Source organism: Rheinheimera sp. (assembly GCF_030824435.1).
Lineage (GTDB): Bacteria > Pseudomonadota > Gammaproteobacteria > Enterobacterales > Alteromonadaceae > Pararheinheimera.
On the sequence record NZ_JAVBXS010000021.1, the window covers coordinates 84,874 to 102,345 of the forward strand.

Annotated in this window: 16 protein-coding genes; 6 read left to right on the forward strand and 10 right to left on the reverse strand. The window is 48.4% G+C overall.

Annotation, left to right across the window (positions count from 1 at the left end):
• Nucleotides 1-45: 45 nt before the first annotated feature.
• Nucleotides 46-861, reverse strand: a complete 816-nt coding sequence (locus RCH83_RS05135) for a hypothetical protein (RefSeq protein WP_306519707.1) — start codon at nucleotides 859-861, stop codon at nucleotides 46-48.
• Nucleotides 851-1,771 carry a bifunctional GNAT family N-acetyltransferase/hotdog fold thioesterase gene (locus tag RCH83_RS05140; protein WP_306519709.1) on the reverse strand — a complete coding sequence of 307 codons (921 nt, stop codon included), beginning with the start codon at nucleotides 1,769-1,771 and terminating at the stop codon, nucleotides 851-853. Before RCH83_RS05140 ends, RCH83_RS05135 begins: the two co-directional genes overlap by 11 nt.
• 45 nt (nucleotides 1,772-1,816) lie before the next feature.
• Here RCH83_RS05140 and RCH83_RS05145 point away from each other — a divergent pair, with 45 nt between their 5' ends.
• Nucleotides 1,817-2,482: a hypothetical protein gene (locus RCH83_RS05145; RefSeq protein WP_306519711.1), complete on the forward strand. Its 666-nt coding sequence runs from the start codon at nucleotides 1,817-1,819 to the stop codon at nucleotides 2,480-2,482.
• Between the two features lie 4 nt (nucleotides 2,483-2,486).
• Here the strand turns inward: RCH83_RS05145 and dtd are convergent, their stop codons facing one another.
• The 6 genes from dtd to typA all read right to left on the reverse strand — a co-directional run bounded on the left by dtd (nucleotide 2,487) and on the right by typA (nucleotide 9,804).
• Entirely contained in the window at nucleotides 2,487-2,924 is a 438-nt protein-coding gene (dtd, locus tag RCH83_RS05150; protein ID WP_306519713.1) for a D-aminoacyl-tRNA deacylase, read from the reverse strand.
• A gap of 3 nt (nucleotides 2,925-2,927) precedes the next feature.
• Nucleotides 2,928-3,890 carry a prolyl aminopeptidase gene (pip, locus tag RCH83_RS05155; RefSeq protein ID WP_306519715.1) on the reverse strand — a complete coding sequence of 321 codons (963 nt, stop codon included), beginning with the start codon at nucleotides 3,888-3,890 and terminating at the stop codon, nucleotides 2,928-2,930.
• Nucleotides 3,877-4,785, reverse strand: a complete 909-nt coding sequence (locus tag RCH83_RS05160; protein ID WP_306519717.1) for a virulence factor BrkB family protein — start codon at nucleotides 4,783-4,785, stop codon at nucleotides 3,877-3,879. Before RCH83_RS05160 ends, pip begins: the two co-directional genes overlap by 14 nt.
• 71 nt (nucleotides 4,786-4,856) lie before the next feature.
• The gene (locus RCH83_RS05165; protein WP_306519719.1) at nucleotides 4,857-5,882 is read right to left on the reverse strand and encodes an FAD:protein FMN transferase; all 1,026 of its coding nucleotides are present in this window, start codon (nucleotides 5,880-5,882) and stop codon (nucleotides 4,857-4,859) included.
• 74 nt (nucleotides 5,883-5,956) lie between these two features.
• Nucleotides 5,957-7,543, reverse strand: coding sequence for a response regulator (locus RCH83_RS05170; protein ID WP_306519721.1), 1,587 nt, complete (start codon nucleotides 7,541-7,543; stop codon nucleotides 5,957-5,959).
• A 440-nt stretch (nucleotides 7,544-7,983) separates the two neighbouring features.
• Nucleotides 7,984-9,804, reverse strand: coding sequence for a translational GTPase TypA (typA, locus tag RCH83_RS05175; RefSeq protein ID WP_306519723.1), 1,821 nt, complete (start codon nucleotides 9,802-9,804; stop codon nucleotides 7,984-7,986).
• Nucleotides 9,805-9,845: 41 nt separating this feature from the next.
• Here typA and RCH83_RS05180 point away from each other — a divergent pair, with 41 nt between their 5' ends.
• From RCH83_RS05180 to glnG, 5 genes are all read left to right on the forward strand, one after another.
• Nucleotides 9,846-10,091 (forward strand): hypothetical protein, encoded by a 246-nt coding sequence (locus RCH83_RS05180; RefSeq protein WP_306519725.1) that lies wholly within the window; start codon nucleotides 9,846-9,848, stop codon nucleotides 10,089-10,091.
• Nucleotides 10,092-10,405: 314 nt separating this feature from the next.
• Nucleotides 10,406-11,815, forward strand: coding sequence for a glutamate--ammonia ligase (gene glnA / locus RCH83_RS05185; protein WP_306519727.1), 1,410 nt, complete (start codon nucleotides 10,406-10,408; stop codon nucleotides 11,813-11,815).
• A 157-nt stretch (nucleotides 11,816-11,972) separates the two neighbouring features.
• Nucleotides 11,973-12,488: a DUF4124 domain-containing protein gene (locus RCH83_RS05190; protein ID WP_306519729.1), complete on the forward strand. Its 516-nt coding sequence runs from the start codon at nucleotides 11,973-11,975 to the stop codon at nucleotides 12,486-12,488.
• Between the two features lie 80 nt (nucleotides 12,489-12,568).
• Nucleotides 12,569-13,645: a nitrogen regulation protein NR(II) gene (gene glnL / locus RCH83_RS05195; protein WP_306519731.1), complete on the forward strand. Its 1,077-nt coding sequence runs from the start codon at nucleotides 12,569-12,571 to the stop codon at nucleotides 13,643-13,645.
• Nucleotides 13,646-13,647: 2 nt separating this feature from the next.
• On the forward strand, nucleotides 13,648-15,057 hold the full coding sequence (gene glnG / locus RCH83_RS05200) for a nitrogen regulation protein NR(I) (protein ID WP_306519733.1): 1,410 nt from the start codon (nucleotides 13,648-13,650) through the stop codon (nucleotides 15,055-15,057).
• A gap of 114 nt (nucleotides 15,058-15,171) precedes the next feature.
• Here glnG and RCH83_RS05205 read toward each other — a convergent pair whose 3' ends face one another.
• Both RCH83_RS05205 and RCH83_RS05210 read right to left on the reverse strand, forming a co-directional pair.
• Nucleotides 15,172-16,215 carry a hypothetical protein gene (locus RCH83_RS05205; protein WP_306519735.1) on the reverse strand — a complete coding sequence of 348 codons (1,044 nt, stop codon included), beginning with the start codon at nucleotides 16,213-16,215 and terminating at the stop codon, nucleotides 15,172-15,174.
• 2 nt (nucleotides 16,216-16,217) lie between these two features.
• Nucleotides 16,218-17,273, reverse strand: a complete 1,056-nt coding sequence (locus RCH83_RS05210) for a hypothetical protein (protein WP_306519737.1) — start codon at nucleotides 17,271-17,273, stop codon at nucleotides 16,218-16,220.
• Nucleotides 17,274-17,472 lie beyond the last annotated feature (199 nt).

Genomic DNA, 17,472 nt, shown 5'->3' on the forward strand with positions numbered 1-17,472 from the left:
TGAGACTTTATTACTACATGATAAAAAACTGATAAATGAGATATATCAACAGTATGGCAACGCCTGCACCGGCGATAAAAAACGATAACTAAAACCGGGCAGACTTTGGCTATACAGCGCAGAGACCGTTCTTGTTTGTTCTTGTGCTGGCGCGAATTGTGGCTCCGGCAACCCCTGACTTTGGGTTGCAGCAGTGTAAAACTCCTGCTTACTGGGATGTTCCGGGCAACAAAGGTTAAAACAGTCACTTTGTTGTATGTTCATTTGCAGCAGTTGCCGGATAAAAGAAGCGATATCCAGCGCGTGCACCATATTCACAGCTAAAGCGGCACCGGGTAATAAACGACCACTACAGAATCTTGCCGGGTGCCGGCCAGGGCCAATCAACCCCGCCAATCGTAACGTAACGCACGGTTGCACCTGTTGTAACTGACGTTCTGCTGCAGCGAGAAAACGGGATTTTTCATTATCTGGCAACAATGTTTTTTCTGTCACTTCTCCGCTCAAACCCTGATAAACACCGGTACTGGAGCAATGGATCAACCCACGCACACCGGCCTGAAGTGCAAGCCCCGCAACGTTACGTAACAACAACAGGTACTCCTCTTCGCTGCGTTGGGAGGCCGCTGGAGGGATAGCACAAATTAACCAGGCGTTTTGCCAGATTTTTTGTTGTTCCGGCGTTAATTGCGCCAGTGGCAATTGCAGCAACATCGGAGAAATTGCCTCCGGTAATTGTAATAAGCCCTGTTGCGACTGCCGGCTGCCATACACCTGATAAGAAGCTGCAGCCAGACTAAGTCCGAGCTGCTGCCCAAGCCAGCCACAACCGACAATCACCACCTTGGTTTTATCCGGCATCTGATACCTCCGCAGCTTTTGGCAATACCACAAAACGACCTTCAAACTCAGCCACAACCTGCTCGCCGTCCAGTAGTTCTACACTTAAGCTTTGCCGTACCTTTTTCCCTTGGGCTAACCCCTGAAGGCTTCCCCTTACCTGCAACAAACTAACCCTGGCTCTTGGTTGGCTTTTTAACGGCGCCAGATAGCGAATGCGACCATCTGCCAGCACTATGTCACCATCCAGACCCAACTCCTGAAGTTGCAGGTGAACCAGGCCCCAGCCTGTTAAAGTGGCCATGGCATAGATGCTGCCGGCAAACATGGTGTGATGCAGATTTTGATTTGGCGCCAAAGCGGCCTGACAATACAAGGTGCTGCCGTCAAATTTCTCAATATCCAGCTGCATAAATGCCGACAACGGAATAGTCTGATGCCATAAGGCCACCAGTTGCCTGCACCAGGCCTGTAATATGCTGCTGTCACGGTCAAAACAAATCTGTTTCCACATCTGCTGATGCGGGATACCAAATAACGCCGCTTGCATAGCGCCATATTGATAACCGGCTTGTTGGTAAAAACCAGTTGCACTGTCCCGGGCGTTTAAAATCAACCTTTTTGCCCCAAGTGCCAGCGCCTGCTGCTCCAGCGCCTGCAGGACCCGTTGGCCAAGCCCCTGCCCTCTTGCCTGCTCAGACACCGCCATATAACGCACTTGTGCAGTGCTTTCATCCAACAGATGTAAACGGCCAACAGCCAAAGCTTCACCACTGTCACTTTGGATCATCCTGTGTACTGCAACGTCTTCCAGCTCGTCGCGTTCAGAACCGGGTGGTTGCAACCAGGGTGCACGCAGCACCTGATAACGCAACTGATAATAAGCCTGCCATTGAGCTTCGGTATGCGGAGCGATAAGCTGCCATTTCATCGGATTTTCCTTATTCAACTGAGTTGAGACGCAGCGTGTTGCCGGATGCAGCTGCGGGATAACTTTGGGGGCATTGTGGAACAAAGCGACATCAGAACTCAAGCCATACTCTATTGGCAACAACTGCCACAAGGCTCAATACAAGTGGTGCAGGATGAATGTTTTCGTTATCTGCTGCTTGATGGTCAGCGTCAGGGACAGATGCAACTGAAAGCAACGGCAGAAGTGACTTATCCACATTTACAGCTGGTGTTGCGGCTGCTTGCTGCACACCATGGGCAGAATATATTGCAACTGGGGCTTGGCGCCGGTGAATTTAACCGTGCTGTTGCCAGTCGCTGGCCGGAACGACAACTGAGCACAGTTGAGCAAAATCCAGACATTATCCGCTTGTATCAGCAGTTTTTTGCGCCCGTCACAACAGAGCAGCTGTATTGTGCTAAAGCCTTGGAATATAGCCGGACGGCACTTTTGCAAGGCCGGCAGTACCAGGTAATTTTTATGGATCTATATCCCTGGCCAACAGACTGGGCTCTGTTATTACCAGACTTATGCCAGCTGTTAACGGCGGACGGCATGATACTGCTTAATTTGACACAACCTGAGTTGGCAGAGCAGTTACAATTATTTGCCCAAAATCAGCAGTGTCAGCTCCGGCTCTATGAGGTCGCAGGTTATCTGAATAAAATCCTGCTGCTGACTCCCGGATAATCACTTATACCTGCAACCAGAAGGTCACAGGGCCATCATTCACCAGGCTCACCTGCATATCAGCGCCAAACTGTCCTGTGGCAACTGCAATACCCTGCCCGGCGCAATAAGCAACAAATGCCTGGTACAAAGGTTCAGCCACTTCAGGCAAGGCCGCCGGGGTAAAACTGGGCCTGAGTCCAGAGTTGGTATCAGCGGCCAAAGTGAACTGCGACACCACCAGCAGCGAACCGCCGTGTTGTTGTACGTTCAGGTTCATTTTGCCGTTCTCATCGTTAAACAACCGATATTTCAGCACTTTGTCCGCCAGCTTTTGCATGCTCTGCAGATTGTCCGTGGCTTCAACCCCAAGCAACACCAATAAACCAGGGCCAATGGCCCCCACCTGCTGCTCATCTACCTCAACACTGGCACGGCGCACCCGTTGTAATAACGCAATCATCAACTATTCCTGCGCAGTCAAAAGTTCCGCCAGCATAACGGACATGTCATACAAAGCTCGGCAGATACCGGCTTCACTGGCTGAATGCCCGGCGTCCTGCACTATTTTTAACACTGAACCCGGCCACTGTTGTGACAAAGTCCAGGCGTTTTCCATTTTACAAACAATGTCATAACGGCCATGCACTATGTAACAGGGTAAATGCCGGACTTGCGGCAAATCACGCAACAACTGGTTGGGAGCCATAAAACAATGATGCAGGAAATAGTGGTTTTCAATCCGCGCCAGCGGCAGCGCGGATTCTGCCTCTACTGCACCCGCTCTCATATTCTGATTAGGTAACAAAGTGGCCACTCGTGCTTCCCACAAACTCCAGGCTTGTGCTGCGTTCAGCTGAACTTGCGGATCCGGGTGCTGCAATAATTGCTGATAGGCAACTAAAACATCCAGTCCGGCGGCTGCCTGAATAGGCGCCATAAAATCGGCAAAATAATCCGGAAACAACTGACTGGCACCACCACCTGGCCGGTATAACCAGTCGATGTCTTCTGGCCGCGCCAGAAAAATGCCCCGCAAAATAAAACCCAGACAGCGTTTTGGATATTGCTGGCCATAATACAAAGCCAGGGTGCTGCCCCAGGAACCACCTGCCACCACCCAACGTTCTATGGCCAGATGCTGCCGGATAGCTTCAATATCTTCACAAAGCGTTGCGGTACTGTTGGCCGTTAAACTGGCAAAAGGGGTGGACTGGCCACAACCACGCTGATCAAACAAAATAATACGGTAACGGCTGGCATCAAACAAAGTACGTTGAAAAGGTGAACTGCCGCCACCCGGGCCGCCATGACACATTAACACCGGGATACCGGCCGGGTTGCCACTTTGCTCAACATAAATACGATGACCATCAGGCCGCTCGAGAAAAAATGTCTGATAAGTTTCTACGGGTTCAGTGCGGTACATCAGAAGACTCCGAAGGGGCTGCAGACTGCTGCTGATGACGCTGCGCCAACAAATGCCGGTGTTCAAACTCCTGCAGCAAGGCTGTCAGTTCAGCGCCAAGCAACACTACCAGCCAGGATAAATACACCCAGACAAACAAGATAGGCACCAGCGCCAGAGCGCCATAAATTGCCTGATAAGACGGAAAATGCTGAATATACAACGCAAAACCTTTTTTCAGCATTTCAAACAACACTGAACTAAACAAAGCGCCCCATAAAGCATGGCTGTAACGCACCTTTATATTCGGCACCAGCTGGTACAACATAAAAAACGCCAGCAATGAAAAAGCATAAGGCGCCAACCGCAGCAACAGCGTCGACAACCAGGGTGTGTAGTTATCAGCCAGATGGGTAAAAGAGGCCAGGTAAGAAGTTAGTGCAATAGAGCTGCCAAGCAGAATGGGACCAAGTGTTAAAATCATCCAGTAAATTGACAATGAAATCATCACTCTGGGTCGCTTTTGTACCCGCCAGATTTTATTCAGTGTTTTGTCGATATTGTGAATAAGCATCAAAGCGACTACAACAAGGAACATCACTCCCACTGTGGTCATCTGGCCAATATTATCGACAAAACCATTAATATAAGTCTGAATCTCAACACCGCGTGACGGCACTATATTGGCATATAAAAAGCTTTCTATTTCCAGCCGCAAACCGGCAAACATCGGAAATGCATTTAATACCGAAAAAGCCACCGCCAACAAGGGCACCAGCGACAACAACGAGATATAAGCAAGATAACCGCCTATCATGCCAACCTGGTCGTGTTGGCAACGCTGCAGATATAGCTGCACCAGCCGCCATGTCTGCTGCAAATAAAGAGTAATTTTGTTCAGTTTCACATCAGACATCTTGATCCATCATCCGCCTCGTGTCGCCTTTATACTGCCAGTGGCGCACCTGTGGTTGGTTAAACAGTCCGTTATTGTAAAGTGACTGTTTTGGTATGTTTCAGCGCTTCACTGCTGATTTCTACCAGTTCATCACCGATTTGGTCGATAAACAACACTTTAATACCCAGCCGATCGGCGACAGCCTTACCGTCCGAACTCCCCATACATAAAAATGCTGTAGACCAGGCGTCGCCCAGGGTTGGATTTTCAATTAACACTGTAGTCGACACTGTGTTGTGTTTTACCGGGGCACCAATACGGGCATCAAGCACATGGCTGTATCTTTTGCCATCGGCATCAAAATAATGGCGATAAGTGCCGGACGTCATCACGGCCAGCGGTTCCGGCTGTTGCACCGTAATAATTTTCTGCAACGTCTGTTCACCAGGTAAAGGTTTCTCTATCGCCACTTTCCAGGCTTGTTGTTGTGGTTTTTTGCCTTTGACCTGTAGCTCACCACCGACTTCCACCAGATAATTGTCAATACCGGCCTGTTCCAGAATGTGGGCCAGCTGGGCCACTGTCCAACCCTGTGCAATAGATGAAACATCAACCCGCAACTGAGGTATCTGTTTAGCCAGCATTGAAGGGCTGGGTTGTTGTATTTTTGCCATGCCTACCAAAGCTAAAGTCTGTTGTAACTGCGCTTCACTTGGCTGATTAAACTTGTCGGCTTTAAAACCCCAGAGCTCAAACAAAGGTTTGACCGTTAAATCATAACAACCCAGACTTTGTGACGACACAAAACGAGCTTGTTCAATCAGTTGCACCAGTTCAGTGCCGACTTCTACCGGCTCAGTACCTTGTTGCTGGTTAAATTTTTCAATCACAGAGTCCGGCCGGTAATTCGACATCACCAGGTCAATACGTTCAAGTTCAGTTTCCACCTGTTTTTTTAATGCTGCGGCATCCACAGGTTGTTCTGACCAGAAACTGACATTGTAAGTTGAGCCCTGCGCCGGGCCGGAAAACTTCTGAATGGGATCAGCAGGAGTGCAACTGAATAAAGTTGCCAGCGACAATACCAATATAAGCCTGACGAATACAGATAACATAAGCGGTTCCCCGTCTTTGAAGTGGCGGCAGTTTACAAAATGCCGCCCGGAATTACCAGCACAGGGCAAAACCGTTAAAGTTCGAGATGGCTTAAGATCACCTGATAACGTTTATGCTGATCCGGCGGCAACCAGCCGCCTTCGATGATTTCAACACAATGTTGGGCCAGCTCCGTTAAATCAACATTCAGTTGTTCTTTTGCGCTGATTGCCTGTAGTAAATTCAGGGCTATGTTCACATTGCCTGGTGTTTGCTCCAGTGCATAACGGAAATAGTCGATGGCTTTGGAATAATGAGACGACCCTGAGGCTGCAGCCTGCTGGCGCAACTGCTGATGTTTTTGCTTTTCATGTTGCATCATCAGATTCAGCGCACTGCAATACAAATCGTCATCGTGCGCTACAGTGGCAATTGCCGCCATATAGTGTTCACACATGGCCAGATTGTCACTTTCATAATAAGCACGGGCCCTGTCCAGCATGCCGGTGACCGACAGAGTTTTTTCCAGCGACAGTTGTTCACTGCTTTCTAACAGCACCAGCCCTTTTTGCGTTTTGCCCTGCATCAATAACATCCGGGCTTCCAGCACTAACCTGTCGTGTTCAAAACTGGCCGGATGAAAACGTTTTTTAATAGTGCCAATAAAATTGTCAATTTTGCCAAAGGTCTCTTTCCGCTCTTTTTCAGATTGGTCTTTGGCTACTTCCAATAAAGCCCTGGCGTAATTCAACATATTGTCGGCGGTGTCATGCATCGAATAACGTGCTGAGGCCAGCAGTTTCTGATGCACGCTGACCGCCAGCGGTTTTTGATCATCAACCACTGCCAGATTTGCCATCACGTGCTGGCGCAGGTAATTTTTGGGTGAATAACGTGCCACTTGCTCCACGACATCCAACGCTTCTTTCGCTTTGCCCTGACTGATATAAAGCCGGGTCAGCCAATCCATCGCTTCAACTTTGGTTTCAGCCTGCTGCGAAAGCTCCAGCAACAAAGCTTCGGCCTGTTCCGACTTGCCCTGATAACCATAAGTCACAGCTAACCCAAGCTTGGCCCAGCCAAATTCGCGCACTGTCAGCGCCCACTGATACAGATGTTCAGCTTCGTCAAACCGTTCCAGTTTTAACAACAACTCAGCTTTTAGCCGGCTGGCATGCATCACATATTGGCTTTTATATTCAATCACGTGGTCGCAGGCCAGAATCGCATCGTCATAATCACCACTGCTGATCGCCTGATAAGCCAGCTGCAGAGCGTGTCTGGTGTGATAAGCACGGGAGATCCGCCGTTCAAGTTCGGCGTAACTGAAGGGTTTGAGCAGATAATCGGCCGGCTGAAATTCAATCATACCGTGCACCGCCTGACGCTGGCGCTCGGCGCTGACCACCAGAAAACAACAATCTGGTTTCAGCAGTTTTTCTGTGCGCAGCACTTCCAGCAGCTGGTAACCGTTGCGGCCCTGGCCCAGATGAAAATCACAAAGAATAAAATCAAAAGACATACGACGGCAATAACTCAGCGCCATATCCGCATCCCGCGCCAGCACGGCATCATCAAAACCAATCAGCAATAACATACTTTTGACGTAACTACGGATTTGGTCTGAGTCGTCCACCACCAACACTGTTTTGTCTTTATAAAAAGCGCGCCGCGACGTCATGCTGCTCCTGCAAACTTAGCCTGCTTCTATATTGCAAACAGCCGAACAATACACAGCTCTGTGCCGACTTGCCATTATTTTTACAATTTCTGCATAGCATTCAGTGGTTCTGAGCAGCGGTATCAGTCAGACCATTGTATTGCCATTGCAGCTTCAATCCGGGCTTTTACAGCGCGCAAACCACTCTGTGCAATAGCGGCATACCTTCTGCCCGGCCACCCGCAGTGCAAGAGGCGCAACCACGGATACAGTACTTCCTGTACATCGCCGCTATTTGCTCCTGCAATAGCGGCATACCTTCCGCCCGGCCACCCGCAGAGCGGGGGGCGCAACCACGGCAGCACGCCAAACTGTTGGCGTGCTGAGATCCCGCAGTTGCCCTGTACATAAAACAAAAAGGCCAGCATTGCTGCTGGCCTTTGTTCACTGAAAAACTGATATTAAGCGCGGCTGGCGCGTTTACGGTCGTTTTCAGTTAAATGACGTTTACGGATACGGATAGACAATGGTGTTACTTCTACCAGTTCGTCGTCATCAATAAATTCCAGTGCCTGTTCCAGCGTGTAGCGGATTGGCGGAACCAGGTTAATGGCTTCGTCAGTACCAGAAGCACGGACGTTGGTTAACTGTTTGCCTTTTAAGCAGTTTACAGTTAAGTCGTTGCTACGGCTGTGGATACCAATGACCTGACCTTCATACACTTCATCAGCATGACCGATGAACATACGACCACGTTCCTGCAGCGAGAAAATCGCGTAACCAGCAGCTTTACCCATGGCGTTAGAAATCAGTACACCGTTCATACGCAGGCCGATTGAACCGCCTTTGTACGGGCCGTAATGGTCGAAGCTGTTGTACATCAGGCCTGTGCCTGAAGTTAACGTCATAAACTCAGTACGGAAACCAATTAAACCACGGCTTGGCATCTGGAAATCCATCCGGATGCGGCCTTTGCCGTCTGGTTGCATGTTGGTCATTTCGGCTTTACGTTCACCCATTTTTTCCATGATAGAGCCCTGGTGCTGCTCTTCCACGTCAATGGTGACGTTTTCGATAGGTTCCATTTTCTGACCGTCAACCACTTTCATGATTACTTCTGGGCGGGAAACGGCCAGTTCAAAACCTTCACGGCGCATGTTTTCGATTAACACGCCTAAGTGCAGTTCACCACGGCCAGACACTTTAAATTTGTCGCCGTCTTCAGTTTCTTCAACACGTAAAGCAACGTTGTGTTTCAGTTCGTTATTTAAACGCTCTAAAATCTGACGTGAAGTGACAAACTTACCTTCTTTACCAGCAAATGGTGAAGTGTTGACCTGGAAAGTCATGGTCACTGTTGGCTCATCAACCTGTAAAGCAGGTAAAGCTTCAAGGTTCGTAGTGGCACAAATAGTGTCAGAAATTTTCAGTTCGCCTAAACCAGTGAATGCAATAATATCACCGGCGTTTGCTTCCTGAGTTTCAATCCGTTCCAGACCTAAATAGCTGAATACCTGACCCACTTTACCGTTACGTTTTGAACCATCAGCACCTAATACCGTCACTTGCTGGTTCACTTTTAACGTACCACGTTTGATACGGCCGATACCGATAATGCCAAGGTAGCTGGAATAATCTAACTGAGACACCTGAATTTGGGTGTCGCCATCCAGTTCTACTTTTGGTGGTGCTACGTGCTCAACAATAGCGGCAAACAGATCGTTAATATCAGTTTTTGGCTCGTTGTAATCTAAAGTAGCCCAGCCGTTAATGGCAGATGCATAAACGATAGGGAAATCTAACTGCTCGTCAGTAGCGCCTAAGTTGTCAAACAGGTCGAATACCTGGTCAATAACCCAATCCGGACGTGCGCCTGGACGGTCAATTTTGTTCACAACAACAATAGGTTTTAAACCGTGGGCAAAAGCTTTTTGCGTTACAAAACGTGTTTGTGGCATTGGGCCTTCAACAGCGTCGACTAACAGTAATACCGAGTCAGCCATTGACAGAACACGTTCAACTTCACCACCGAAGTCGGCGTGACCTGGTGTGTCCAGGATGTTGATGTGGTAGCCATTCCAGCGTACTGAAGTGTTTTTCGCCAGGATGGTAATACCGCGCTCAGACTCCTGAGCATTTGAATCCATCATCCGTTCTTGTAACTTAGCGCGGGCATCGAAGGTGCCAGACTGCTGCAGGAGTTTGTCAACAAGTGTAGTTTTACCGTGGTCAACGTGCGCAATGATGGCGATATTGCGCAACTTGCTGAGATCATAAGACATTTATGTGGTGCTCGCTTTGTGAAGTGTTAATGTGTACCCGCATGTATCAAATCACAGCAAGTACCCGAAAAATTCGTGCGCGCATTTTACCTGCTTTGTGGGTCGGAGGGAAATTTATCTGTTTGTTGTATTTTTCCGCAACAACAGAATTTGTCAATTTCGGCATATTTTTAACGTTATTTACTATTTTTCCCACAGCTGCCATCAGCCACCTCTATAAGCCAACAATAGGTTCAGGCGTAACATCTGCACAAGCTCTGGCTGATATAACCTATAAAACGCCGTGATTTTTTTCAGTTGCACAGCAAACACAATGTATTGAAAAAATTTTCCGGACTACACAACATCAGATAAAAACTTGCTATGGTTAGCGCTGCATCCGATTTGGTGCAAGTTGTGATATTTCTGCACCACATTAATGCACCACTGAACCAAAATAGTGCAACAACCTAAAGGCAAACAACAATCAACCTAAGCAGGTTCATTAAAATCAATTAGTTAGATTGTTGGCACAAAACTGGCTTTCGTAGCGCAACTTGTCGGTCTAACCGAAAACCTGAAAAACAGCCTGATTTACAACCCGAATAATCCGGAGGATTGCATGTCTGCATCGAACGTTATGAGTTTTATGAAAGAAAACGACGTGAAGTTTGTTGATTTACGTTTTACTGACACCAAGGGTAAAGAGCAGCATGTCACTATTCCTGCCAGCCAGATTAACGAAGATTTTTTTGAAGACGGCAAAATGTTTGACGGTTCTTCTATCGCCGGCTGGAAAGGTATCAACGACTCCGACATGATCCTGATGCCAGATGCCTCTTCTATGGTACTGGACCCGTTTTTTGAAGAAACCACTATTCTGATCAGCTGTGACGTGATTGAACCAAGCACTATGCAAGGTTACGAGCGTTGCCCGCGTTCTATCGCTAAACGTGCTGAAGAATATTTAAAATCAACAGGTATCGCTGACACTGTATTATTCGGACCTGAGCCAGAGTGGTTTATGTTTGATGACGTGAAGTTCAAAAACGACATGTCAGGCGCTATGTTCAAAGTAGATTCTACTGAAGCAGCGTGGAACTCAGACAAAGGTTATGAAGGCGGCAACCTGGCGCACCGTCCTGGTGTAAAAGGTGGTTATTTCCCGGTACCACCGGTTGACCAACACCACGATATCCGTAGCGCTATGTGTATGGTGCTGGAGGAAATGGGTCAGGTAGTTGAAGCGCATCACCATGAAGTTGCAACTGCTGGCCAGAACGAAATTGCCACCCGTTTTGCCACTTTAACCAAAAAAGCCGACGAAATTCAGCAACTGAAATATGTAGTGCACAACGTTGCCAATATGTACGGCAAAACTGTGACATTCATGCCAAAACCAATTGTTGGTGACAATGGTTCAGGTATGCACTGCCACCAGTCTTTAGCCAAAGACGGTGTGAATTTGTTTGCCGGTGATAAATATGCCGGTCTGTCAGAAATGGCGTTGTATTACATTGGCGGTATTATCAAACACGCTAAAGCCATCAACGCTTTCACCAACCCGTCAACCAACTCTTACAAACGTCTGGTTCCACATTATGAAGCTCCGGTGATGCTGGCTTATTCTGCCCGTAACCGTTCTGCTTCTGTGCGTATTCCATTGGTACCAAGTGCTAAAGCACGCCGTATTGAAGTACGTTTCCCGGATCCGGCGGCTAACCCGTACCTGGCTTTTGTTGCTCAGCTGATGGCTGGTTTAGACGGTATCCAGAATAAAATCCATCCGGGCGAAGCCATGGATAAAGATTTGTACGACCTGCCACCGGAAGAAGAAGCATTGATCCCTCAGGTATGTGGTTCTTTAGACGAAGCGCTGGACAACCTGGACAAATCACGTGCCATTTTCACCAAAGGCGGCGTGATGTCAGATGCGATGATCGACGCATACATTGCATTAAAACGTGCTGAAGCCAAACGGGTTTCTATGGCTGTACACCCACTGGAATACGAACTGTATTACAGCGTGTAAGCAAAAAATGCAGGCCAACAGCGCCTGTCACAAATGACAACAAGTCATGCCAGAAAAAGCCCGCATTTGCGGGCTTTTTGTTCTGGTCAAATGCAATAAAGCACGATAGAGTAAACAAAAAATTACTAAACGACTCACTTGTTGTTATAGGAATAAAATGAAAAAAGCAGTCTGGTTGTTGTTAATTACTTCTTTGGCGTTATCTGCAGCAGATGACAAAAAGGTTTTTGTCACAAAAGACAAAAACAACAATCTGGTATTTTCTGACAGCCCAAGTCCTGGCGCCACTCAGGTGACGGTCAAAGACACTGCCACTGTGATGGCTCCTTCTTCATCAAGCCCCATGCCAACACCTGTGGTGCAGGAAGATACTCAATTTGAAGTGGCTATTTCTAAACCTGAACAACAAGGCACAGTGCGCGAAAACAGTGGCACTGTGTATGTGTCAGGTCAAATCAAACCGATGTTTTCCACCGGCCTTCGTGTGAAACTTTATCTGGATGGCAAACAAGTGGCAGGCCCAACCGGCAATGCCAACTTTATCCTGCATGATGTGGAACGGGGTGAACACCAGCTATTACTGGAGCTGCTAAACGAAAGCGGCAAGGTAATTGCAACTAGTCCTACCACGACCTTCTATTTACATAGAGCTTCGATTATTTCACCAAAATAGTGCATCAGGGCTGAATTTTCAGCCCACAGCCGCTACACTGCCGGTTTCGATGCACTAACATGGTGCAGAGGGCTAGCAGCTTGAGTCAACCGTCATTAAATTTAGCCGGCATCGATTATGCCAATCATCTCACCACCGCCATTATGGTGCTGGATGCCCAGCTTCAGGTGCAGTATTTTAATACCGCCTGCTGTGCACTTTTGAGCATTGGCGAAAAACGTCTTTTAAATCAGTATTTTCCTGCACTTTTCCAGTTCAGCGAACTGCATGCCAGTCGCTTGCTCAGCACTTTGACCACCAAACAGGGTTTTGGCATCAGTGATGTGCATACGGTGTTACCCGATGGCCGCCATATTTTGCTGGATATTACCGCCAGCAGTCTGGAGACAGAACAGGCCACTGTGCTGGTAGAACTCAAACAAGTTGATCAACAACGCAAAATCAGCATGGAAAGTTTGCAGCAACATCAGCACTTAGCTGCGCGTGAGCTTATTCGTGGTCTGGCGCATGAAATTAAAAACCCTTTGGGTGGTTTGCGTGGTGCGGCGCAGTTGCTGGAAGAATCGCTGAATGATGAACAAAAAGAATATACCCAGCTGATTATTGCCCAGGCCGACCGGCTCAGAAATTTAGTTGACCGTCTGCTTGGCCCTTATAAACCACCACAACGCCATCTCGCCAATTTGCATCAGATCATTGAAAGAGTCAGTCAACTGGCGCAAATGGACAACCCATCAGCAGTCCAGTTTAACCGGGATTACGACCCCAGTATTCCGGACTTTTTATTTGACCCTGAACTGATAGAACAAGCCCTGCTGAACATAGTGCGTAATGCCCAGCAGGTGTTACCAGATGGCGGCCAAATCACTTTGCAAAGCCGTATTTTGCACCAGCATACCATTCATGGCCGCCGTCACAGATTAGTGGCAACAGTCAAAGTCATCGACAATGGCCCAGGTATTCCGCCAGAAATTAAAGACACTTTGTTTTACCCTATGGTCAGCGGTAAACCCGGAGGCACAGGCCTTGGGTTATCTATAGCCCAAACTCTTATTCATCAGCACGGCGGCTGGATTGATTGTGACAGCTGGCCTGGCCGTACTGAATTTACTTTATATTTGCCGATCAACGTTGCGGCACACCACGCAGGAGCTTAAAAATGCATCAGGATGTCTGGATTATTGATGATGACAACTCGATTCGTTGGGTGCTGGAAAAAGCGCTGTCACGCGCTGGTATTGTCTGTGAAAGTTACGCTTCAGCTGACTTGATGTTACAACGGCTGGAATATGACCAACCTGCTGTTGTGGTGTCTGATATCCGCATGCCGGGCACAGATGGCATGGCGTTATTGTCAAAATTACAACAACTGGCGCCAGAATTGCCGGTGATTATTATGACGGCGCACTCAGATTTAGACAGCGCGGTAAATGCCTTTAAAAGAGGCGCTTTTGAATATCTGCCTAAACCTTTTGATATTAACGAAGCTGTAGCGCTGATCAGCCGCGCTTTAGAACATGCCAATGCCAAAAAGCCCAAACAACAACCGGCAGCAAGCTCACAACTCACTGAAATTATTGGTGAAGCGCCAGCCATGCAGGAAGTGTTTCGCGCTATAGGCCGTTTGTCGCGTTCCAGTATCAGCGTGCTGATCAACGGCCAGAGTGGCACTGGTAAAGAGCTGGTGGCTCATGCGCTGCATAAACACAGCCCGCGCTCGGAGCAGCCTTTTATTGCGCTGAATATGGCGGCTATTCCAAAAGATCTCATAGAGTCGGAACTGTTTGGCCATGAAAAAGGCGCTTTTACCGGCGCTGCCAACCTGCGTAAAGGCCGGTTTGAACAAGCCGATGGCGGCACTTTGTTTCTTGATGAAATTGGCGATATGCCGCTTGATGTACAAACCCGCTTGTTAAGGGTATTGGCCGATGGTCAGTTTTACCGGGTGGGTGGTCACCAGGGGGTGAATGTTGATGTACGTATTATTGCCGCCACCCACCAGAATCTGGAACAACTGGTAGCAGATGGCAAATTCCGCGAAGATTTATTCCATCGCCTGAATGTGATCCGTATCCATATTCCGGCACTCAAAGATCGCAAACAGGATATTCCGAAACTGGCGCAGCACTTTTTACAACAAGCCGCCAAAGAGCTGAATGTCGAAGCCAAAAGCCTGGCACAAGACACTGAAAAATATCTGGCTCAGCTCGACTGGCCTGGTAACGTGCGTCAGCTGGAAAACACCTGCCGCTGGTTAACAGTGATGGCCAGTGGCAAACAGGTATTGTTATCAGATTTACCACCCGAACTGACCGCAGCGCCTAAAGTGTACAGCGCAGCGAATGGTGATCATCATCAAAGCTGGCAGGAGTTATTGGCGGCATGGGTGCAACAAAAACTGAATGCTGGTGAAGAAGATATTCTGTCAGAAGCTGGCCCTGAGTTTGAACGTATCGTGCTCAAACAAGCATTGCAGTTTACCCATGGCCATAAACAGGACGCCGCCAAACGCCTCGGCTGGGGTCGTAATACCTTAACGCGTAAGCTCAAAGAGCTGGATATGGAATAACGGCTGACAACTGCACAAAAGGCTGTCAGTCAGCAGCATCAGCCATGATGTTCAATTAATAATAACAAGGCGCTGCGCCAATATCACCGGGCACGGCGCCTTGCTCGCACCCTGTTATTGACCGGCCAGTTTTTGCAATAGCTCCAACCGCTGCTGCTCTTCGGCTGACATTTCCACCGGCTCGTCAGATAACGCATCCAACGACATATATTCCACTGCATATTCTGGCTCAGCACTTTTACCGTAGCGCGTGGGTTCGGCCGGGGATGCTGACATTTTCTCCAGCACAAAAGTTTTTAACCAATACGGGCCAGCTCTGCCTGCCAGCACTGTTTTGTGCACTTTTAATTGCAGCTGCTGCGGGCCGCTACCCAGTTTATCTGTGGCTGTGAGTTGCGCCAGTGGCTGCTGCGTCTGGCTAAATAAATTGGCGCGCAAGCGGTAAAAACCAGCTTGTTTAACACTGATATGCAGTGGGATCACTAAATCGGCCCCCACAGCCGATGGGCTGCCGACAGCAGTAATTTCCGCCACCGGCTGACTGTATTCAATAGCGGTTTGTAACTGTTGTTGTTCACCCTGATGCTCAAAGCTAAAACGCACTTCAAGTTCACCGTCCCAGTCAGGCTCCGGGCTTAACACTGCATCATAACGGCCATCCAAACCCTGTAATGCAGCAGTGATCAGTACTTTTTCCTGCTGCAGCGCCACCAGCTGCACCTGAACTTCGGTTAACGCAATACCACTGCTGACAAGACTAACCCGCACCTGTTCCGGGTAACTAAACCTGTATTGACTGGCTTCCAGTCTGATACTGCCACCACCGGCAACCGGAATACTCTGAGCAAAAAACTGGTTCGGCTGTAACAATTGTACGTCTGCCACTGTCAGCGGTCTGGCATAAGCCGGAGCTGCCACTTCAGCGGCATAACTTTGCGCCACCAATGCAAAACTTTGTTGCAGTTCTTCAGGCAGTTGCTCTTTTACTTCCACCAGCTGAGTGCCCTGTTGTTCTGCTTTTGCCTGAGTAACTGGCTGAGGTTGTACCGGTGTAACCAGAGGCGCTATTTGTGTTGGTAACACAGCTACAGGCTGACTAAACCACCAAAACAGCAGCCCGGCCACAACCACTAACCACCACAAATTGCGCCTGTTCATTGTTAACCCTGATTGGCTGTGCGGTACAACAAGTCAGACATACTGTAACTTTCTGAGCCTTTGACCACACGGTATTTCGAAGCAAATATCCACCAGCCGCGGCTTTCGTCGTAAGTGGTGAAGCTTAAAGTTTTGCCATCCAGATAATTTTTACTGCTGTTGACCGCTGTGACATTACCACGCCTTGCGGCGTCTATCAGGTTGCTGTGGGTGTAATCCTGGCTCATCAGCATGGGGTAATGGTACGGCATAAAATTGCTGACACCAGATTGACCCGTCAGTTTGCCGTCAAAGGCTACTGTAGTTGAGCAGCTATCAAAAGCGGCTACTGCAGACGCACCACAACTGGAATGAGGTGACACTACACCGTCATCATTGCCAGGTAAAAACGGGCTGGTCAGACCTAAGAAAGCGGAAGATGCACCGGCAAAACGTAATCTTGGCACCCGGCTTTGTGGCATGGCTGCAAGCTGTCTGGCTGTGTTGACTCTTAAATCCTGCAGCACTCCCACATTGGTGGCACTGGGAATTTCGCCAAGCCAAAGCGATAAAGCAGCTTTCAGCGCCGCGTCGACCAGACCACCACCAGTGGCCACATTCACCGCCAAATCAGCCAGCTCAGAACCACCACCAGCACCGGCAAAATCGAAGGTAGCAACAATATTAAGTGGTGTCATACCGGCGTTTTGCAACCAAAGCGCTTGATTATCAATCAGATAACGACTAACCAAATCGCCGGTGGAATGGCTGACAATAATACAGCCGTTTTTGCAGGTTTGATTGAGCGACAGTTGTTTCAGTTTTGGCCAGACGTAGTCTGTGGCAATTTTACCTTTAATACGCTCATGGGACGGCCAGTCAATCCTTACATCAGCTCTGGCATTCCAGTAGTTTTGCCAATAAGACTCACCATTTTGTGTCACTTCTGCCGCTGCTGGTTTGCTTTTGAGCTGATCAGGCTGAAAACCGTGGATCAACACCACAGGATAACCCGCTACTGCGGCTTGCGCCTGTATGCTAAAGGCAGCCAAAGCCGCCAAAGAGTAAATTAGTTTCATCGTCTATCCCCGTATCTTTATTGATTATGTTCGGGATTTTCCCTGTACAGCAGTCAGGAACTGCCCGTCAGGGTTCCAAGATAGAGCAAAAGAAACTGAACACAACCGATGATTTTGGGGAAATTTGTTAACATCATTCTGACAATACAGCTGTTTTGTTTGAATATTTTTCATATAAAAAGATGAGATGTATAAGTAA